The following is a 19,710-nucleotide window of genomic DNA, read 5'->3' on the forward strand; positions in this document are numbered from 1 at the left end:
TTTAGCCGTTAAATTTCGTTTTGCCTGCATCAAGAAACTGTACAAAGCTGTCGATGCTGCGGTCGTAGTTTTTGGGTGCTACCAGCAGCTTACCGTCGTGGTCGACGAGGCAATAGTGCGGCTGAGCGTTGTTGTTATACTTAACAATCTGTAAATCGGCGTTCTGCGCACCAATGGTCTTCTTTACTTTATTGTCGTAAGTCGAGGTGTACCAGTCGCTTTGCGGCAGTTCGGTCTTATCGTCGACATAGAGCGCTACCACAACGTAGTCATCCTGAAGCCTCTTCAATACGGCCGGGTCGGACCAGACGCGGGCTTCCATCTCACGGCAATTCACGCAGCCGTGGCCGGTGAAGTCGATAAACACCGGCTTATTAACCTGTTTGGCATAGTTGAGCGCCTGCTGATACTCGAAGAAGCCCTGCAAGCCGTGTGGCAAGCGGAACAGATCACCGTATTTAGGCGTCACTGACAAGGGATCAGATGCCGCAGCCGCGGCTGTCCGGCGGCTCGTAAGGTTGAAGTCCTGCGAGGTTTCGGGCGGCAGGTACCCCGACAGCGCTTTCAACGGTGCGCCCCACAATCCCGGAATCATGTACACCACAAAAGCGAACGTCAGAATGGCCATCAGCAGGCGCGGTACGCTCACCGTTTTGGTTTCGCTGTCGTGCGGCAGCCGCACCTTACCCAGGAAGTAGAAACCGATCAGGGCGAAGATTACAATCCAGAACGACAGGAAGATTTCGCGGTCGAGCAGGCCCCAGTGATAGACCTGATCGGCAATGCTCAGGAATTTAAGCGCCAGCGCCAACTCAAGGAAACCGAGCACAACTTTCACTGAGTTCAGCCAGCCACCTGATTTGGGCAGACTCTTCAGCCACTGCGGGAACGCAGCAAACAACGTAAACGGTACGGCGAAGGCCGACGAAAAGGCCATCATACCCACAATCGGCTTCACCACTTCGCCCCCCGCCGAGGCTACGAGCAAACTACCTACAATTGGACCCGTGCAGGAGAACGACACCAGCACGAGCGTGAAGGCCATGAAGAAGATGCCGAGCAGACCACCGCGCTCTGACCGCGCATCAGCCTGATTGACCAGCGAAGTGGGCAATACGATTTCGAACAGCCCCAGGAATGACAGCCCAAAAACAAAGAAAATGGCGAAGAACAGGACATTCGGTAGCCAGTGGGTACTGACGAAATTAGCAAAGGCTGGACCGTTAATCCGCGACACCAGCGTACCGATCAGGACGTAGATGGCGATAATCGACACACCGTACAGGATGGCTTTCCACCGCCCGCCCGGCTGGTTCGTGAAGAAACTGACCGTCATCGGAATAATCGGGAAGACGCAGGGGGTCAGCAAGGCCAGCAACCCCGACAGAAAAGCCGCGACGATGAATCCGGCCATAGAGCCATCACTTGTATTGGCTGGTGTATTGGTTGAATTAGCCAGGATTTCTTCCGGTGCTTTGACCGCTTCCTTAACTGTCGGCGCTTCCTGCGCAACGGCCTCGGTAGCTGTCAGGGCAGGTGGCGGAGTCGTAGCAACAGCCGTTTCAGGAGTTGGTTTTGTTGCAGTGGATGTAGCAGGAGGTGCTGAAGCTGTAGCTGCTGTTTTGTCCGGTGTAGCAGTCGCTATAATGTTAAAAGTAAAATCTTCACTACCAGGTATACACTGACCGTCTTTGTCAGTACAGATCTGATAATCAACTGTACCGGAAATAACGGGGTTCTCTTTTAGAAGTTTCACCTTCTGCACGAACTGGGCTCGTCCGCGCATTTCGTAAACGTCACCTTCAAAAATTTCCTCATACTTGGTTTCAACCTTACTAACAGGCTTTACTTTTCCGGCCAATTCGTAAGTGGCATTCGGTGTAATTTTAATTTCTGTTGGTAGTGGCCCAGCATCGATTTTGGGATTAACATCAGACGAATAGATGTGATACCCATCCTGAATATTGGCTGTAAATCGCAACTCAACGACGTCTCCTACCTTAACCGACGACTGGGCAGGTTTAAATGACCAGGAAACTGGTTTCAAGATCTGGGCGAACGTTGCGAACGGCAGCAACAACAACGCAACGAGCGCGAAAAATGATTTCATACCGCGTGGGGTAGTTTGGTAGTCACTGATACAACAGTTTTCCTACAAAAATATTTCCAATCAGCGCGGTAAACAAAAAGAAGCGCACAAGAACCGAAGGTCTGACGGTACGTCTGACCTGCTCGAAAACTGGAAAACTCCAGAAGGTCTGACGGCACGTATGACCGAACGCAACTCTGTACCCTCCTGTATAATAGGCGTACTCGGTTTGTGTTGAACCGGCCAGACGTACCGTCAGACCTGATGCGTTTCAGTCTGGTAGTACGTCTGACCGGCGCGGCAACCTTAATAACTGAATAATACCGGATTCAACTCGCTTTCCGGCTTGCCACCGATGGGAAAGCTATCAAGCCACTTGGCGTGATCGGCTCGCTGGTAGCTGTTGCGCGGAGTCATGATGGTCTGGTCCTTGTCCATGTAAATCATGGTCATGACCTTTCGGGGCTTGTCGGATACGTTCGGACCGGCGCGGTGGAACGTCCAGCCAGCGTGGTAGCTGACCTCACCCAGTTCAAAGGGCGTATCGTTGACGGCGAAGTTTTTCGACTGCAACTCATCCGACAAAATCTGCTCGCTTTCGTCGCTGATTTCGATGTCGCGGCCAATCTCAACGGTCTGGCTTTTTTCGGCGAAGGCCAGCGGCCCCATGTTCATTGGCGTTTCCTGCAACGGAATCCAGACCGTTACGGTATTCGGCGATGCCAGCGGCCAGTAGAACTGATCGGCATGCCAGGGCGTGATACCGCCCGATGGTTCTTTGTACAGCGCCTGATCGTGATACAGCCGAACGCCCTCAACGCCCATCAGGTCAGTGGCGATCCTGGCCAGCCGCTTCGAGAACACAAACTCACGGGCCTGCTCATCTTCCCGCCAGAGGTTCATGATTTGCAGAAACGCCCGCTCGTAGGTCGTGCGCTCTTCCATCGGCTTGATCAGCGTGTTCAGTTTAAAAACCAGATCGGTGATGATGTCGCCGTAGTAGGACAGCACAGCCGGACTCAACACCTGCTTTAGTTTTACGTACCCATTTTCCCGGTAGAACGCAATCGCTTCCGGGCTGACGGTATAAGGCGTTTCTAACTCATCGAGTAACTGATCTTTGTCAATAAGCGCTTCCATTGGCTGAGGTCGATACTGGTTTAACGGAGTTTAGTACGAATCGTTAAGACAAAAGTAGTGTGCTACACGTAGCAGAAATTCAGATTATTTTACCGATTCATATGCAATCTTGACCAATGCACTAATTTTGTCGGCGCTGACTAGTCAAGAAATCACACACATGAAAGCCCTATTTGAAAAAGTAGCCATTACCGAACAAAGCTCATTACTAGTCCGGCGTTTCAAACTACCGTATTTCGATGCTGCCTGGCATTTTCATCCGGAATACGAACTCACCTACATCGCAGCGGGCTACGGTCGACGGTTCGTAGGCGACAGCGTTGAATCCTTTCAGGAGGGCGATCTGGTTTTAATTGGGCCCAATATGCCCCACTTCTGGCGTAGCGACGATGATTTTTATGGAGACGCCCGTCCGCATCCGGTAGAGTCCATTGTTATTCAGTTTCCGACTGGGTTTGAGCAGCGCGGTCTGGTGGCCCTGCCCGAAGCCGAGCCGATTCGTCAACTGCTGGACCGCGCCCGCTACGGTTTGCGCTTCAGTCCGGCCGCCAGTCGGCAGGTAGCTGGTGACATGAACCGGCTGGTTAGCCGTTCGGGGTTTGACCAATTGCTGGCTTTCCTGACCATCCTGAATCAGTTGACCCGCGATACAGCCGCCGAACTGCTCGCCAGCGAAGGCTACCAACTCGCACCCAGCGAAGCCGAAACCGAGCGTATGAAACGTGTGCTGGAATACGTACTGGCCAATTTTAAAGAAGACATTCGGATTGAGCAGATTGCGTCCGTAGCGGGAATGGCACCGGCCGCTTTCTGTCGGTATTTCCGGAAACGTACCAGCAAATCCTTCGTGGAATATTTGAATGAACTACGGGTTAGCCACGCCCGGAAACTCCTGACCAAAGGCGACGCCAGTGTCGGGCAGGTGGGGCTGGAGTGCGGTTTCAACAACATTTCTCATTTCCACCGGCTCTTCAAGCTGCACACCGGCCTAACTCCCTTAAACTATCAGACGGTTCAGCGCCGGAAGTGATTAAAACCGGCGGTTTGCGCGAATAAGTGAATTGATGAACATACTGGCTATTTACTCGGCACCCTTCCAGGCACGGTCCTTTAACCGGTTTAGTCCACTTTTGTATCTGCTGCTCGTAGTAATACTGGTTACCTGCCGCCCGAAGAAACAGGAGATTGCGCCCTCTGACGAACCGCGTATCCTGGAAGTTACTGTTCCGGGTTTTCCGCCCGGGAACGTAGCCATCGACAATGCAAAAGAGGAAATTATTCTGACTGTACCGGAAACCTTAACAAAAGTTGATTACGAAGCTACGTCGTTTAAACTGGCTCCGGGTTGTTCGATCTGGCGGCAGCAAGAGTCGTATCGCATAAACGTATGCAACAACAACTCATCCATAGGGGGTGTGTACGTACTTGGCAGTACGGGTAAATTAAGAATTTTCAAGTTTGTGGTAAAGCAGCCAGGAGTGCTGAAGATCGGATTTATCGACAACCAGACAAGAGCCACCATTGGTCGTCCGCTCTACGTTCGTATCGACAACTTCGTCGACGGCGTCCCGGAAGGAAATGTTATTCTGACCCGAACCGATACTGGGGAGCGCGATACACTTAAAGCCCATTGTCCGTACAGTAACGAATTACCACTGAATCAATTCGACTTAGCGGTACCGCAACGCGTTCGGCCGGGGGAGTACACAGTCGAAATCCAAAAAAGCAATGGCAGGCGGGCCGTAGCGCAGCAGAAACTACTGTTTCAAAAAGGCAAGCCCTCGTTGACAAGAATTACCTTTTTTGACCAGCTAACGGTGGCAGGCAGTAAGAACACTATGCTTAAGGGCGAAAACCTGTTTGCCGACGACAACCCTGAACTAGTTTTTACTAAAGCTACTGGCGAGACGGTTCGAGTAAAACCCAAAGCCATCTCTCCCTACGGCTGGACGGTAACCTTCGACCCGCCTGCTACGCTGACCGCCGGCTATTATGACGTCCAGCTTTTCGTTCAGGGTCGGCCTATAGACGATCGGTTCCGCTACCCGATCGTCAAGCAAGACAACCAGCCCGCCCTGGTTGCCCTCGATACGTGGCCGGGAGGAACATGGGCGAATTTGCTGGAACCCATAGCTGCAACCCCACTGATTTTACAACGGGACAAAAGTTACAGAGCTATCGTTCGGCCGGACTATGGCGACGGAGCGCTCATTAAATGCAGACTTACGTCGGCCAACAACGCAAGCGAATCTATCATAATCGCCCAGTTCTCGGGCATTTATAATGGTGATTATCCATCAACGCTACGTATTCCGGAGTCGGTGCAATCAGGGCGATACGTTCTGTCGGTGGTTGTCGAGTACCCCGATGGCCGCATCATCGAAGGCGAACCGCTGGAACGGTTGATCGAGGTGCAGTAAGCATCCGGACGTCGTCAAAAATCTACGCGTCTTATGCAATTTAGCCGTACTTTTGTACAGCGAAAATTGCTTTTAGCCAATTGACTATGACGACTGCAACAACCACCACCCGCGACACCAAGGTGTTTGACTTAATTGCCAAAGAACAACACCGCCAGGAGTCGGGTATTGAACTCATTGCTTCCGAAAATTTCGTGTCACCGCAAGTGATGGAAGCCGCCGGAAGCGTACTGACCAATAAATACGCCGAGGGCCTGCCCGGCAAGCGTTACTACGGCGGTTGCGAGGTAGTGGACCAGATCGAGCAGTTGGCGATCGATCGCATTAAGGAACTGTTTGGTGCGTCGTGGGCGAACGTCCAGCCGCACTCGGGGGCGCAGGCCAACACGGCCGTTTTCCTGGCCTGCCTGCAACCGGGCGATACGATTCTGGGCTTTGACCTGTCGCACGGCGGTCACCTGACGCACGGTTCGCCCGTTAACATCTCCGGCAAATACTTCCGCCCAACCTTCTACGGCGTTGAGAAGGAAACTGGCGTTATCAATTACGACGTAGTAGAAGAAACGGCCAAGCGCGAGCGACCTAAATTGCTGATCTGTGGCGCATCGGCCTACAGCCGCGACTGGGATTACGTTCGGCTGCGCGCCATTGCCGATGAAGTCGGCGCGTTGCTCCTGGCTGACATCTCCCACCCAGCCGGCCTGATCGCCAAAGGGCTGCTGAACGATCCGCTCGAACATTGCCACATCGTAACGACAACGACGCACAAAACGCTACGTGGTCCGCGTGGTGGGCTGATTATGATGCGGAACGATTTCGAAAATCCGTTCGGTATTAAAACGCCGAAGGGCGATGTACGGCTGATGTCGTCGCTGCTCGATTCGGGCGTCTTCCCCGGTACGCAGGGCGGGCCGCTGGAACACGTTATCGCAGCCAAGGCCGTCGCCTTTGGTGAAGCACTGAGTGACGATTTTTACGACTACGCCGTGCAGGTGAAAGCCAACGCGCAGGCTATGGCGAAGGCGTTCGTTGACCGGGGCTACCAGATCATTTCGGGCGGTACGGACAACCACCTCATGCTGATCGACCTGCGCTCGAAGGGCCTGACGGGTAAACTGGCCGAGAATACGCTGATCAAAGCCGACATTACGATCAACAAAAACATGGTGCCGTTCGATGACAAGTCGCCGATGGTTACGTCGGGGATGCGCGTCGGTACGGCGGCCATGACGACCCGTGGCATGAAGGAATCGGACATGGAGCAGATCGTCGTATATATTGACCGCGTGCTGATGAACCACGACAACGAAAGCGAACTGGCGACCGTTAAAGAAGAAATTAACGAGTGGATGAAGGCGTTTCCGCTGTACGCTTAGGTTTTTTGTTTTACAATAAAATAATGGAACGCAGATGACACTGATTAAGCAGATTAACACTGATCTACCAGTAACCATTCTTTAATCAGCGTCATCTGCGTTCCATTTATTCCGATAGAGTTATGCCATTAGATCAGGATTTCTACGAAGAGCAGGACGAGGAGCAAGACATTGACAGTGACGACGGGAAAGAGATGACCTTTCTGGAGCACCTTGAGGAGCTCCGGTGGCATATCATTCGTGCGGTTGGGTCAATTTTTGTCTTTGCGATAATTGCCTTCATCTTTATTCAGGATATATTCGATAAAGTTATACTTGCTCCAAAACGTCCCGATTTCTGGACGTATCGGATGATGTGTAAGCTGGCCGATGCAACGGGTTATGACGACTTGTGCGTAAAGGAATTGAATTTTCAGTTGCAGGCACTTGGCATGGCTGATCCATTTACCATGGCTTTGACTTCGTCACTGATTATCGGTCTAAGCTTTGCATTTCCTTACGCATTTTGGGAGTTATGGCGGTTTATCAAGCCTGGTTTGCGTTCTGTAGAAAAGCGAGCGGCCCGAGGAGCGGTATTCTACGTCTCGTTGCTATTCCTGATGGGGCTGCTTTTTGGTTACTTCATTGTTTCCCCACTGGCGATCAACTTCCTGGCCAATTATCAGATCTCGCCCGAGATCAAAAACCAGTTCGATATAACTTCGTACGTAGGTACGTTAGCAACGCTATCACTTGGTTGCGCACTGGTGTTCCAGATGCCCATGGTAGCCTTTGTGTTGTCAAAAGTAGGTATTCTGACCCCGGCCTTTATGCGGACGTACCGTAAACACGCCTGGATTGTGATTCTGGTGGTGGCTGGCATCATCACGCCATCGCCTGATATTTACAGCCAGGTCCTGGTGGCGCTGCCGCTGGCCGCTCTCTACGAAGTCAGTATTCTGGTATCGCGCTCTATCGAGCGGGCCCGGCTGAAGGAAGAACGAGCCCTGACAACCCGCGATTAATCCTCTGCCTGGCTTAAAACGGCCTGACGCATTACCCGAAGCGGTGAAGTTTAAGTAACTTCACCGCTTCGGTGTATTTATTGGTTGTATGAAGAACAAGTTAGTGGGCTTTTTAGCCTTTCTGCTACTGTCCGGCTCCGCATCGGCGCAGCAGTATGTTTTCACGCATGATGATACCCTCCGGGGATCAATTACCCCCGAACGAGCCTGGTGGGACCTCGCCTTTTACCACCTTCAGGTGAAGGTCAACCCAACGGACAGTACGCTGAGTGGCAGCACGACCATTCGGTATCGGGTACTGAAGCCGGGCCAAACCTTACAAGTTGATCTACAACGGCCCTTGCGGATTTTATCGGTTGAGCAGGACGGCCAGAAACTCGATGTGCGGCAGGATGGCAACGCCTATTTCGTTACGTTGCCTAAACTGCAGCAGCCGGGCCAAACCGAAACCATAACGGTGCAGTACGCCGGTAAACCGCGCGTCGCCAAGCTTCCGCCGTGGCAGGGTGGCTTCGTCTGGTCACGCGACCGGGCCGGGCAGTGGTTCATTGCCACGGCCTGCCAGGGGCTCGGTGCCAGTTCGTGGTGGCCCTGTAAAGACCATATGTACGACGAACCAGACAGTATGCTCATCAGCGTAACGGTACCCAAACCACTGACCGACGTATCGAACGGGCGGCTCCGCCGGGTTGTCGATAACAACGATGGTACGCGCACGTTCGACTGGTTTGTAGCCAATCCGATCAATAACTATGGGGTCAACCTCAACATTGCCAATTACCAGGAGTGGTCTGAAACGTATCAGGGCGCTAAGGGTCCGCTTTCGCTGACGTACTACGCCCTTCCCGAACATCTGGACTCAGCCCGGCAACAGTTTCAGCAGGTCAAACCAATGCTGAAAGCCTTCGAACACTGGTTTGGCCCGTATCCCTTTTACGAAGACGGTTATAAGCTGGTGGAAACACCCTATTTAGGTATGGAGCACCAAAGTTCGGTCACCTATGGCAACGGCTTTCGGAATGGCTATCGGGGACGCGACCTGTCCAGTACGGGCTGGGGGCTGCTCTGGGACTTCATTATCATTCATGAATCTGGTCACGAATGGTTTGCCAACAACATCACCTACAAGGACGTAGCGGATATGTGGGTCCACGAAAGCTTCACCAACTATTCCGAAAACCTGTTCACCGAATACTACTACGGTAAAGACGCCGGTGCTACATACGTAGTCGGTTGTCGGCAGGCGATCCGTAACGACAAGCCCATCATCGGCACGTACAACGTAAACCATAGTGGATCGGGCGATATGTATTACAAAGGCGGAAACATGCTGCACACAATCCGGCAGTTGGTTAACGACGACACGCGGTGGCGAAACATTCTGCGCGGCCTGAACGAAACGTTCTACCACCAGACCGTTGAAGGGTGGCAAATCGAAAAATACATTATTCAGCACGCGGGCGTAAAAGCTAATCTGCAAAAAGTGTTTGATCAATACCTGCGCGACACCCGCATCCCGGTTCTGGAATACCGGCTTGTGAAAGATCAATTACAGTATCGCTGGACAAACTGCGTACCGGGATTCGACATGCCGGTTCAGCTATGCGCCAACGAGACAGGCCCATCGCCGGTCATACAACCAACCACCCGCTGGCAAACGATGCCAGCCAAAGGAATCAAGACGTTGACCATAGATCCTGATTATTACGTATACATTCGGCAGGTAATGCCGCAATGATGTGTTTCAATAGCCACTATTTTGTTTCTTTAGACCACAAACCGGCCGCTCAAACCTCTTTCAACATGACCTTCACGTTCCAGGGTGTATTTCCGGCACTGACGACTAAGTTCACCGCCGACGATCAGTTAGACATTCCGATGTTTCGGACCAATTTGCAGGCTCAGCTCGACGCGGGTGTAGATGGCATCATTCTCGGTGGATCGCTCGGTGAAGCCAGCACGCTGACGACCGAGGAAAAGGAAACATTGGTACGGACGGCCGTCGAGCACATTGATGGGCAAGTACCTGTAGTATTAAACATCGCCGAAGGTGCTACCCGCGAGGCTATCCGGATTGCCGAAAGAGCGGCCGAACTGGGAGCCAGTGGCCTGATGGCGCTGCCTCCCATGCGCTACAAAGCCGACGACCGCGAAACAACGGAATACTTCAAAGCCATCGCGCAGTCAACTGACCTGCCGATTATGATCTACAACAATCCGGTTGATTATAAGATTGAGGTGACGCTGGATATGTTTGCTGAGTTGTTGGAGCTTCCGAACATACAGGCCGTAAAGGAGTCGACCCGCGACGTGTCCAACGTAACCCGGCTGCGCAACCGCTTCGGCGACCGGATCAAGATTTTGTGCGGGGTTGATACGCTGGCGATGGAGGAACTGGTGATGGGAGCTGATGGCTGGGTGGCCGGTCTGGTGTGTGCGTTCCCGCGTGAAACGGTGGCGGTGTATCGTCTGGTCAAAGCCGGTCGCTTCGACGAAGCCCGGGCTATTTACCGCTGGTTCCTGCCGCTGCTCGAACTGGACATTCACCCCAAACTGGTTCAATACATCAAACTGGCCGAAACAGCCACCGGCATCGGTACCGAGTACGTTCGGGCGCCAAGGCTACCGCTGATCGGTACCGAACGGCAACGTATCCTCGGCATTATTGAAGCGGGCCTGGCTAACCGCCCTGCCTTACCCGAAGAGATGGTCCTCGCGAATTAATTGGTTTTCTGATGTCATTTAGTTCTTTTTTCTGCATCGACGCGCATACCTGCGGCAATCCCGTTCGCGTCGTGACCGGCGGCAGCATTCCGCACCTTCAGGGGGCAACGATGAGCGAAAAGCGGCAGCATTTCCTGCGCGAATACGACTGGATTCGCCGGGGGCTGATGTTTGAGCCGCGGGGCCACGACATGATGTCGGGCAGTATTCTGTATCCACCGCACGATCCGGCCAACGACGCGGCTGTTCTGTTCATTGAAACGTCGGGATGCCTGCCCATGTGCGGCCACGGCACCATCGGTACGGTGACGGTTGCAGTTGAGCAGGGATTAGTAACGCCCCGGACGCCGGGCGTATTAAATTTCGAAGTACCAGCGGGTGTGGTACGGGCCGAATACCGACAGGAAGGGAAAAAGGTAAAGTCCGTCAAGATTACCAATATCAAGTCATACCTGGCGGCCGAAGGGTTATCCGTCGAATGCCCTGACCTGGGCGAGCTGACCGTCGATGTGGCCTACGGTGGAAACTTCTACGCCATCGTTGACCCGCAACCGAATTTTCCGGGACTAGAGCATTACAAAGCCGAGCAGTTGATCGCCTGGGCGCGGGCCATGCGGCAGCGGATGAACGAGCAGTATAGTTTTACGCATCCCGAAAACCCAACGATCAATGGTTTGAGCCATATTCTCTGGACTGGTCAACCGCTGGACCCAACCTCAACGGCCCGCAACGCTGTCTTTTACGGCGACAAAGCCATTGACCGTTCGCCCTGCGGAACCGGCACCTCGGCCCGTCTGGCCCAGTGGTACGCCAAAGGCCGATTGAAGCCGGGTGAAGACTTCATTCATGAGAGCATCATCGGTTCTAAGTTCATCGGCCGGATTGAAGCCGAAACCGAACTGGGGGGCAAACCGGCTATCGTGCCGAGTATCGAAGGGTGGGCGATCATTCACGGCTACAACCAGATTCTGCTGGACGAGGATGATCCGTACGTACACGGTTTTCAGGTGATTTAAGCAATGAAGATTGGGATCATTGGCGGAGGAGTTAGCGGCTTGTTTTCGGCGTATTACCTACGAAAAGAAGGCCACGAGGTTACACTGCTAGACAAAGGCAGTCTGGACGATGGTTGTTCGCACGGCAACGCAGGCATGATCGTGCCCAGCCACATCATCCCGCTGGCGGCCCCGGGCATGATTGCCAAAGGTGTTCGCTGGATGCTTAGTCCGACCAGTCCGTTCTACGTCAAACCCCGCCTTAACCGCGATCTGATCCGATGGGGTTGGTTATTCCATCGAAATGCAACGGCCAGCCATGTAGAGCGCTCGATTCCCGTTCTGCGGGACCTTAGTTTATTGAGCAAGAAACTCTATCAGGACTTTGCGAATAACTCAGGCATCGCTTTTGGCTGGGAAGAGCGGGGCTTGCTGATGCTGTACAAAACGCCCGAAGCGGAGCATGAGATGGCTGAAGAAGCCGCTGTCGCCAACAAAGCTGGAATCGACGCGCACGTATTATCCCCTCAGCAGGTGCAGGACCTGGAGCCGGAAACACACGTAACGGTTCGGGGGGCTGTGTACTACCCAGGCGACGCGCACATTTACCCCAATCAGTTGATTCGGCAACTCATTAACGAGTTGCGTCGGATGGGCGTATCGATACGGGAGCATGAAGCCGTTACCGATTTTCGGCTGGAACAAGGCCGGATTAAGGCGGTGGTCACCCAGGCTGGCCATTATGAGTTTGACGAAGTAGTGCTGGCAGCCGGGGCCTGGTCGCCGGAACTCACAAAAAAGCTCGGGTTGTCGTTGCCGCTTCAGGGTGGAAAAGGATACAGTTTTATGCTTACCGAGCCGCCTGCCACTGTTCGGGTACCGGCTATTATGCTGGAAGCCCGGGCTACGGCCACCCCTATGAACGGTCATCTGCGCATTGCCGGTACGCTCGAAATTGCGGGTACGGATCTGTCGGTGAATCCAAACCGTGTACGGGGTATTGTGCAGTCCGTGAATCAGTACTATCCAGAATTACCGGTTGCCATGCCCGCAACCGAAACCGTCTGGCGGGGTCTGCGGCCTTGTTCACCGGATGGCCTGCCGTACATCGGCCGGGTTAATCACCTGCGTAATGTGACTCTCGCAACGGGGCATGGAATGATGGGAGTCAGCTTAGGCCCCGCTACGGGGAAGCTGGTGGCTGAGGTCATCAATAGCCAGGCGGTAAGTCTGCCGATGGAGCCGTTCAGCCCGATACGATTCAGCCGAACGTAAACTTCCAGGGTGCTACGTGGACAAATCAATTGGCCCGCCTGGTTCAACTGGTTATCTTTACAATACAGAACTAACCGGGCGACTGTCCGGCATCACTCAATGCAATTCGATTTCAGAAAATACCACATTCGCTCCATCAATGCTGTCGACGATGCCGAACGGGCAGCTATCAATCAGGAGCTGAAGGATTTGTACGCATCGCTTTCCGATTCCGATAAAGCTGATTTTAACGAGCAGTTGCAAACGTTTCTGGCGCGGGAAATGGGCCGGATCAAGTCCGACTATGAGAGCGTGAAAGGTGGCCTGTCCAATACCGACAACTAATCAGATCATTCCGCGGGCTTTTAGCTCCAGGTATTTATTGACCGTATCGGCCGTCAGATTTCGGGGTGCCGTCAGGATCGTCTGGATGCCGTATTGTTGTAGCTCCTTCACGATTTGCTTCTTCTCGAACGCAAACTTTTCGCCAATCGTCTTGAGATAAATCTGCTCCGTGTCGGTTGCCGGTTGGTCCAGCAGACTACGCAGTTCCGTGTTCTCAAAGAAAATAACCAGCAACAAGTGGTCTTTCGCTAACCGGCGGAGATAAGGCAACTGCCGGTGCATGGCGCTCACCGTTTCGAAGTTAGTGAACAACAACAATAAACTCCGCTGGCGTATGTTCGTACGAACAGCCGTATACAAGGCTTCGTAATCTGATTCCAGAAAGCGTGTCTTCTGCCGGTAAAGCAGTTCCAGAATCTTCAGCATGTGGCCCGTACGGCGGTCGGCGGGGAGCAACTGGCCCACCCGATCCGAAAACGTCAGGATACCAGCCCGATCCTGCTTGATGAGGGCAATATTGCTCAGCACCAGCGAGGCATTGATGGCATAATCAAGCAGGGTAAGCCCTTCGAACGGCGACCGCATCACGCGGCCTTTGTCAATCAGGCAATACACCGGCTGCGAGCGCTCATCCTGGTAGGCGTTCGTCATCAGTGTGGCCCCACCGGCATCCGTCCGGCGTGCCGTAGCTTTCCAGTTCACCGTCCGGACATCGTCGCCGGTTGAATAAGGGCGCACCTGCTCAAACTCCATGCTGTGACCGATCCGTCGGATGCGCTTAATGCCTACCTCGTTCAGGCGATTGGTAGCGGCCAGCAGTTCATACTGGCGCATTTGCAGAAATGATGGGTACACAGCCACCATCCTTTCCTTCTCGAACTGAAACCGCCGTTTCAGCAGTCCAAGCGGAGTCAGCACAAAAACGTTGACCGCGCCGAAACTGTATTCACCCCGACGCGTTGGCCGGAGTTCATACCGGATAGCCTGGGTTTCGCGGGGTTTCAGCCGTACCTTGAACAGAACGTCCCGGCGCTGAAACTGAAAGGGGATTTCGTCAATCACGTCTGCATCGGCCCGAAATGGGTAGCGGTTTTCGACGTAGATCGTCAACGGATTTTCGTCTCCGTTCGAGAGCCGGTCGGGCACCTCGCGACGGGCAAAAAACGGAGTATTGGCCGAACGAAACAACGCCAGTCCATCCAGTAATAACAGGATCACAAACACCACAAAAGCTACCTGAGCCACCGGAAACAAGACTGGCAAACCGTAGGCAGCTACAAACAGCAGCACAAACCCGATAAGAATTGACCAGGTGCGGGAGGAAATGAACAGGGCACGTAGCGTTTTCAAGAAATGCGGTGATTTTGTTCTAACAACAGTTTATCCCGTTCGATTTCGGCCTTCAACTCGTCTTCGGTTGGAAGTACGAGTTTGTACTTTGACGCAAACAAGTGTTGACTGCCGTTCAAAACGGAATATTTGACGACGGTTTCGTTTTTTTCCGTGCACAGAATCAAGCCAATTGTTGGGTTATCGCCGGGCTGTTTATGCTGGTCTTCGTACATCCTGACGTACATATCCATCTGGCCAACATCCTGATGCGTCAGTTTGCCCATCTTTAAATCTAATAGTACGAAGCATTTCAGAATGAAGTTATAGAAGACCAGATCAACCCGAAACTCCTCATCATCGGCACTCAGCCGCTGCTGCCGGGCAACGAACGCAAAACCTTTTCCTAACTCCAGCATAAATTGTTGCAGATTATCCAGCAGTGCCTGCTCCAGGTCCTTCTCATAGATTTTCCAATTCGGCTTCAGGTCCAGAAACTCCAGTACGTATGGGTCTTTGAGAATATCTTTCGGATCAATTTGCAAAGGGCGAGTTTTTTCGGCGGCTTCCTGTTTAATAACCGGTCGGTCAGCTTCGCGGGTGGCTAGCAGGCGTTCGTAGTAGAACGCATTGATTTGCCGTTCCAATGCACGACTGCTCCAATTTTGCTCGGCCGCTTCATGCATGTACCATTCGCGGGCCTGGATGTTTGTTACCTTTGATAACTGGCGATAATGCGTCCAGCTTAATTCGTGACGCAATGCGTCACGAATCGGAAAAGCATTGTAAAAGAGCCTTATGTAACGTAGGTTGCTCTCATCAAATCCCTTCCCAAAATCTTCGGTCAGTCGGGTAGCTAAGTGCTTCAATAAACTGGCTCCATACTCAGCCCGGTGTTTGCCTTCCTGTTCTTCATGAACAATGATGCAGCCGATGTGCCAATAGGCCTCAACCATAGTGAAGTTAACAGCGCGAACGGTGTTCTTACGCGCTGTGTCAAGTACAGCCCTGATACTTTGATAAATAGTCTCCATATTTCGTTACGGTAAGTGAGTACGGATTACGGCGATGATGAGCGTCATGCCGACTGGAAACGGCGGGTAAACGCTCACGCCGTCAGTAGATAACCAGGGCTACCCGAACACTTTTCAGCGCGGCACTTCCACTTTCTGTAACAACTGTGCAATCACGTCATCGGCGGTCCCCCCTTCCATCTCACGCTCGGGGGTCAGCAGCACCCGGTGACGCAGCACCGGCGCGGCAAGTTCCTGCACATCTTCGGGCGTAATGAAGTCACGGCCCCGGAGCGTAGCCAGGGCTTTGGCACTATTCAGCAACGCTACGGACGCCCGGGGGGATGCGCCCAGATACAGCGATTTGTTCGCCCGCGTCGACTGCACAATCTGGGCTATGTAGTCGAATAGCTTGTCTTCCACATGAACCTGATGTACCTGGCTGCGTAGACTTGCTAACTGTTCAGCCGACAAAACGGACGTTACGGCGTCAACCGCATCCGTCAGGTTCCGGTGGCCGGCACTCCGGCGTTCGTGATGACCGCGGAGGATGTTCACTTCTTCGGCCTGGGCTGGGTAGCCAACCACAATCTTGAACAGGAACCGGTCCAGTTGCGCTTCGGGCAGGCGGTACGTCCCCTCCTGCTCAATCGGGTTTTGCGTCGCCAGCACCATAAACGGCTCGTCGAGTCGGTACGTGGTACCATCGTTGGTCACCTGGCGTTCTTCCATGACCTCAAACAGAGCGGCCTGGGTTTTGGCCGGAGCCCGGTTGATCTCGTCGATCAGCACGATGTTGGAAAAAATAGGCCCCTGCTTGAAGGTAAAATCGCCGGTTTTAAGTGTAAAAACCGACGTACCTAATACGTCGGATGGCATCAGGTCGGGCGTAAACTGAATCCGGCTGAACTGCACGGAAATAGTTTTAGCCAGCAGTTTGGCCGTAAGGGTTTTGGCAACGCCCGGTACCCCTTCAATCAGGACGTGGCCATCGGCGAGCAGAGCCGTCAGTAATAGGTCAATGGTCTGCTGCTGACCGACAATAACTTTACCAACCTCGGTGCGGATTGCATCAACGGCGACTGTTAAACTGGTTAAATCCAGACGAGTTTCAAGCGGAGTCATAGATGGTTGCCCGACCGGGATTGAACTGATTTGATCAGATCAATTCCGGTTTAGGTAGTTTGGTTGAATTTTTCAATTGCACGGTTCAGGGTAAGCAAATCATATTCCGACAGCGAAATACTCGCCTGAGCGTTCCGTATCATGCGTACCAGTTCGGCCGTTTCCTCCATCGAGACGCCACTTTTGCGAGCCAGCGTTTCAGTAAATTCCCGGTCCAGTACGGTGGTGTTCAAGCCGTAGCGTTCGCGGAGTTCGGTCAGAAAATACTGCATTCTTTTGCGGGCCATGTTGTCATGATCACCCTGCTGAAAATACAACCGACCGACCGTCTTTACAAAATCCAGGGAGGTATTCTGGGGCGGCTCCACCACCGGAATTACCCGCTGCGTCCGTTTCCCGGCGAAAATAGCGTACATAATCAGACCGACAACGACCAGATAATACGCCCAGTTCAGGGCCGGCTGCGTTCGGACGTACCGAAGAATCGACTGTTGCTCTTCATCAAAGCGGCCCTGTTTCTGGTATTCGTCCCAGTAGGTCGGCAAAGCGGGCAGGTACGATATCGCCTTGAACGCATAATCCGACGTTTTAGAACTCAGTACGTAGTAGTTTGTGAAGGCCAGCGGTAGATTATGAATCAGGAATTGCCCTTTTCCGTACGGCACCCGAATGAATACCGGCTCCCCCCGGGCATTGCGCCCCAGAACGGTTATGTTCTGCGGTTTGGTTAACCTCAGAAAATTCCGGCCGTCGTCGTGGAAGAAGTTGTAGCCCCCCGACTTACGCAGATTTGGATTCACGAAATTGTTGACCAGCGTCGTATCGCTCAGGATAGGCGCTTTCACTTCGGCTTTAAAACCCAGCACCCGGCCCAGGCTATCGGGTACGTAATAGGCTGAAACAAGCACGTTGTTCCCCTTCCGGACATAGGCGAACAGTTGCCGGAGGTCGTTACCGTCTACGTTGAAGTCGCGGCAAATGAACACGTAGTTACTCCGGGCGGGCAGTTGCGATTCGGTCAGGTGGTTATAGACCGGCAGCCGCACCGTACGGACACTAGGTTGTTGCATAGCCTCAGGCAGCAGGTCATACAGCACCTTGGTTCCAAACGGGATCTTGTCGTCGTTTTCATACGTCGGCTGCCAGTTGATGGGCTTGGGTCGGTAGTATTCAAACAACGCGTAGACCAGTATGGTCGCCAGCAGAATAAGGAGGTATTTGTTCGGTCTCAACGGTCTGGTTGGTTAATCACGTACCGGCTGTTTCGCCCAAAAAAATTGCCGGAATTCACTGCTTATCTGAGCATATCTGGCTTCATCTACGGGAAAGTCGCCGTACCAGACGTACTCAAACTGTTGCGTCAGGGCTTCGAAATCGGCCTGGAGCGGTGAGCCAGCCAGTTCGTACACGTACTGGCGGTTGGTCTTGTCGGGTTTATAGGTAATCCACTCCTGATCCGTCAGTTGTTTCAGCGTTTTTAAATACAGCAGCCGCACCGCCAGCCGGAAATTGCGTTGGGCCACGGCTGCGTCGATGGCCTCGTCGAAATTGATGGCGTGGATGTTCTCACTCAGCGTTTCATAGTCCAGATCAGTGGCCTGCGCTTTGCCGGGAAACAGGAAGCCCAAGACCTCGGCTTTACGGAGCAGGTAAACAACCAGGGCCGCGATGACCGCCAGCATCACGTATTGCCAAACGTTCTGGTACGAGTCGCTGCGGAGAAAATCACTGATTTTACCCCATATCCATTGCCAGAGCCGGGCAAGCGGATTGTCGGGCGGAGCCGGGTCGCTGTCATACTGGTAGTCCCGGTCGTCGCGGTAGTCGCTCAGTCGGTCCTCAGACGGATACCGCACACGCGGTCTCTGGCTCCTATCATCCTGACCCTCAACAACGCGTTGTGGCTGAGGCTTGGTCGTCTGAGCAGTGGCCGGTACTGATGCTACGAACCAGCCCAGCAGCAGCATGTACAGCACAAATCGCCTGCCCGTTACGCCAGCTAGTTTCTTAAAAATCACCTTCATCATTAGCACGCGGTTGAGCCGGTGAGGTACCGATGGAGTCGATGGCCGACAGCAGTCCCCGCCCCTCCTGCCGTTCAACCAGATTTGTGTATTGAAACCCTATGGCGATAAAAATCAAACTGTTCAGCAACGCCTGACCAACCGTACTGATCACGTTGGCTACTACAACCCAGACACGCGACAGGTCGGGCAGCAGGTCAGCCGCCACCAATCCGCTGATGATGGTACTCGGCATGGAGAACAACAGCCCCATAATGCCCACGATAATACCCATGACAATCAGCAGCCCAAATGTTGACCACCACTTTTCGCGGATTAGCTTAAAGCAACGGTCCCAGGTCTGGCCGAAATCAGTCCCCTCGAAGGACGTAACGACCAGCGCCAGCGAAAAGACAACCGCTACGTAGATGCCGGGAATAAAGAAAAATAAAAACCCGATGAACGTAATGATCGACCCGAGCACCGAAATAATTAATCCGCGGCCCATTACCGGCTGCACTTCGGTCCAGACATCCGCTACGATTACCGGGCCACCTTTTGTCCGCTCATACAGCTTCATGTGCGCGTAGGTAATGAGCGCGACCATCAGATTAGCCAGCACACTGGCCAGTACCGTCAGCCAGAACACCGGCGAGAAGAACATACCAGCAAGGCCGATGACCTTAAAGCTCGCACCTTCGTCCGTCGGTCGCGAAAATTCCAGGATATTGGACTGTATGATGCCCGACATAATCCCCGATGCCAGCGCTACCGGACCGGCAATGTACAGCAACGCCAGGCTTAGGCTACGAAACTGCTGCGTCAGGTATGTGAAGGTGGCGTTTGTCTTGTCGCCGAAGTCACGTTGTTGAAAAAGCTGAATCATGAGGAGA

Annotated in this window: 17 protein-coding genes; 9 read left to right on the forward strand and 8 right to left on the reverse strand. The window is 53.2% G+C overall.

The genetic code is table 11. The annotated features are described in order from the left end of the window. Position 1: 1 nt before the first annotated feature. Both BN8_RS25025 and BN8_RS25030 read right to left on the reverse strand, forming a co-directional pair. Positions 2–2,110 (reverse strand): protein-disulfide reductase DsbD family protein, encoded by a 2,109-nt coding sequence (locus BN8_RS25025; protein ID WP_009284740.1) that lies wholly within the window; start codon positions 2,108–2,110, stop codon positions 2–4. Positions 2,111–2,395: 285 nt separating this feature from the next. Beyond that, positions 2,396–3,229, reverse strand: coding sequence for a phytanoyl-CoA dioxygenase family protein (locus BN8_RS25030; RefSeq protein WP_009284741.1), 834 nt, complete (start codon positions 3,227–3,229; stop codon positions 2,396–2,398). Between the two features lie 160 nt (positions 3,230–3,389). Between BN8_RS25030 and BN8_RS25035 the strand changes: the two genes are divergently transcribed. The 9 genes from BN8_RS25035 to BN8_RS25075 all read left to right on the forward strand — a co-directional run bounded on the left by BN8_RS25035 (position 3,390) and on the right by BN8_RS25075 (position 13,347). Beyond that, a complete protein-coding gene (locus BN8_RS25035; RefSeq protein WP_009284742.1) occupies positions 3,390–4,259 on the forward strand; it encodes a helix-turn-helix domain-containing protein in 870 nt (289 codons plus the stop codon). A 34-nt stretch (positions 4,260–4,293) separates the two neighbouring features. Continuing rightward, positions 4,294–5,649 carry a hypothetical protein gene (locus tag BN8_RS25040; protein ID WP_009284743.1) on the forward strand — a complete coding sequence of 452 codons (1,356 nt, stop codon included), beginning with the start codon at positions 4,294–4,296 and terminating at the stop codon, positions 5,647–5,649. A gap of 86 nt (positions 5,650–5,735) precedes the next feature. Continuing rightward, complete coding sequence (gene glyA / locus BN8_RS25045; RefSeq protein WP_009284744.1) at positions 5,736–7,025, forward strand: serine hydroxymethyltransferase; 1,290 nt, start codon at positions 5,736–5,738, stop codon at positions 7,023–7,025. 122 nt (positions 7,026–7,147) lie between these two features. Further along, entirely contained in the window at positions 7,148–8,029 is an 882-nt protein-coding gene (gene tatC, locus BN8_RS25050) for a twin-arginine translocase subunit TatC (protein ID WP_009284745.1), read from the forward strand. Positions 8,030–8,117: 88 nt separating this feature from the next. Continuing rightward, complete coding sequence (locus BN8_RS25055; RefSeq protein WP_009284746.1) at positions 8,118–9,767, forward strand: M1 family metallopeptidase; 1,650 nt, start codon at positions 8,118–8,120, stop codon at positions 9,765–9,767. A gap of 65 nt (positions 9,768–9,832) precedes the next feature. After that, the gene (locus BN8_RS25060; protein ID WP_040006513.1) at positions 9,833–10,753 is read left to right on the forward strand and encodes a dihydrodipicolinate synthase family protein; all 921 of its coding nucleotides are present in this window, start codon (positions 9,833–9,835) and stop codon (positions 10,751–10,753) included. An 11-nt stretch (positions 10,754–10,764) separates the two neighbouring features. Then, positions 10,765–11,769 carry a 4-hydroxyproline epimerase gene (locus BN8_RS25065; protein ID WP_009284748.1) on the forward strand — a complete coding sequence of 335 codons (1,005 nt, stop codon included), beginning with the start codon at positions 10,765–10,767 and terminating at the stop codon, positions 11,767–11,769. A 3-nt stretch (positions 11,770–11,772) separates the two neighbouring features. Then, a complete protein-coding gene (locus BN8_RS25070) occupies positions 11,773–13,023 on the forward strand; it encodes an NAD(P)/FAD-dependent oxidoreductase (protein ID WP_009284749.1) in 1,251 nt (416 codons plus the stop codon). Positions 13,024–13,122: 99 nt separating this feature from the next. Beyond that, entirely contained in the window at positions 13,123–13,347 is a 225-nt protein-coding gene (locus tag BN8_RS25075) for a hypothetical protein (RefSeq protein WP_009284750.1), read from the forward strand. Here BN8_RS25075 and BN8_RS25080 read toward each other — a convergent pair whose 3' ends face one another. From BN8_RS25080 to BN8_RS25105, 6 genes are all read right to left on the reverse strand, one after another. Then, complete coding sequence (locus BN8_RS25080) at positions 13,348–14,697, reverse strand: DUF58 domain-containing protein (RefSeq protein ID WP_009284751.1); 1,350 nt, start codon at positions 14,695–14,697, stop codon at positions 13,348–13,350. Beyond that, positions 14,694–15,710 (reverse strand): PDDEXK nuclease domain-containing protein, encoded by a 1,017-nt coding sequence (locus BN8_RS25085; RefSeq protein ID WP_009284752.1) that lies wholly within the window; start codon positions 15,708–15,710, stop codon positions 14,694–14,696. The genes BN8_RS25080 and BN8_RS25085 overlap by 4 nt, the downstream gene beginning before the upstream one ends. 114 nt (positions 15,711–15,824) lie before the next feature. After that, positions 15,825–16,814 carry an AAA family ATPase gene (locus BN8_RS25090; protein WP_009284753.1) on the reverse strand — a complete coding sequence of 330 codons (990 nt, stop codon included), beginning with the start codon at positions 16,812–16,814 and terminating at the stop codon, positions 15,825–15,827. A 50-nt stretch (positions 16,815–16,864) separates the two neighbouring features. Further along, positions 16,865–18,046, reverse strand: a complete 1,182-nt coding sequence (locus BN8_RS25095) for a DUF4350 domain-containing protein (protein WP_009284754.1) — start codon at positions 18,044–18,046, stop codon at positions 16,865–16,867. Positions 18,047–18,058: 12 nt separating this feature from the next. Then, complete coding sequence (locus BN8_RS25100) at positions 18,059–18,841, reverse strand: DUF4129 domain-containing protein (protein ID WP_009284755.1); 783 nt, start codon at positions 18,839–18,841, stop codon at positions 18,059–18,061. Continuing rightward, positions 18,822–19,703: a DUF7847 domain-containing protein gene (locus BN8_RS25105; protein ID WP_009284756.1), complete on the reverse strand. Its 882-nt coding sequence runs from the start codon at positions 19,701–19,703 to the stop codon at positions 18,822–18,824. Before BN8_RS25105 ends, BN8_RS25100 begins: the two co-directional genes overlap by 20 nt. Positions 19,704–19,710: the final 7 nt, after the last annotated feature.

This window comes from Fibrisoma limi BUZ 3 (assembly GCF_000296815.2).
GTDB lineage: Bacteria > Bacteroidota > Bacteroidia > Cytophagales > Spirosomataceae > Fibrisoma > Fibrisoma limi.

Bases quoted from the DNA above. Each gene is read 5' to 3' on its own strand.
- BN8_RS25025 (WP_009284740.1), bottom strand. From the start codon at position 2,110: ATGAAATCATTTTTCGCGCTCGTTGCGTTGTTGTTGCTGCCGTTCGCA.
- BN8_RS25030 (WP_009284741.1), bottom strand. From the start codon at position 3,229: ATGGAAGCGCTTATTGACAAAGATCAGTTACTCGATGAGTTAGAAACG.
- BN8_RS25035 (WP_009284742.1), top strand. From the start codon at position 3,390: ATGAAAGCCCTATTTGAAAAAGTAGCCATTACCGAACAAAGCTCATTA.
- BN8_RS25040 (WP_009284743.1), top strand. From the start codon at position 4,294: ATGAACATACTGGCTATTTACTCGGCACCCTTCCAGGCACGGTCCTTT.
- glyA (WP_009284744.1), top strand. From the start codon at position 5,736: ATGACGACTGCAACAACCACCACCCGCGACACCAAGGTGTTTGACTTA.
- tatC (WP_009284745.1), top strand. From the start codon at position 7,148: ATGCCATTAGATCAGGATTTCTACGAAGAGCAGGACGAGGAGCAAGAC.
- BN8_RS25055 (WP_009284746.1), top strand. From the start codon at position 8,118: ATGAAGAACAAGTTAGTGGGCTTTTTAGCCTTTCTGCTACTGTCCGGC.
- BN8_RS25060 (WP_040006513.1), top strand. From the start codon at position 9,833: ATGACCTTCACGTTCCAGGGTGTATTTCCGGCACTGACGACTAAGTTC.
- BN8_RS25065 (WP_009284748.1), top strand. From the start codon at position 10,765: ATGTCATTTAGTTCTTTTTTCTGCATCGACGCGCATACCTGCGGCAAT.
- BN8_RS25070 (WP_009284749.1), top strand. From the start codon at position 11,773: ATGAAGATTGGGATCATTGGCGGAGGAGTTAGCGGCTTGTTTTCGGCG.
- BN8_RS25075 (WP_009284750.1), top strand. From the start codon at position 13,123: ATGCAATTCGATTTCAGAAAATACCACATTCGCTCCATCAATGCTGTC.
- BN8_RS25085 (WP_009284752.1), bottom strand. From the start codon at position 15,710: ATGGAGACTATTTATCAAAGTATCAGGGCTGTACTTGACACAGCGCGT.
- BN8_RS25090 (WP_009284753.1), bottom strand. From the start codon at position 16,814: ATGACTCCGCTTGAAACTCGTCTGGATTTAACCAGTTTAACAGTCGCC.
- BN8_RS25100 (WP_009284755.1), bottom strand. From the start codon at position 18,841: ATGATGAAGGTGATTTTTAAGAAACTAGCTGGCGTAACGGGCAGGCGA.
- BN8_RS25105 (WP_009284756.1), bottom strand. From the start codon at position 19,703: ATGATTCAGCTTTTTCAACAACGTGACTTCGGCGACAAGACAAACGCC.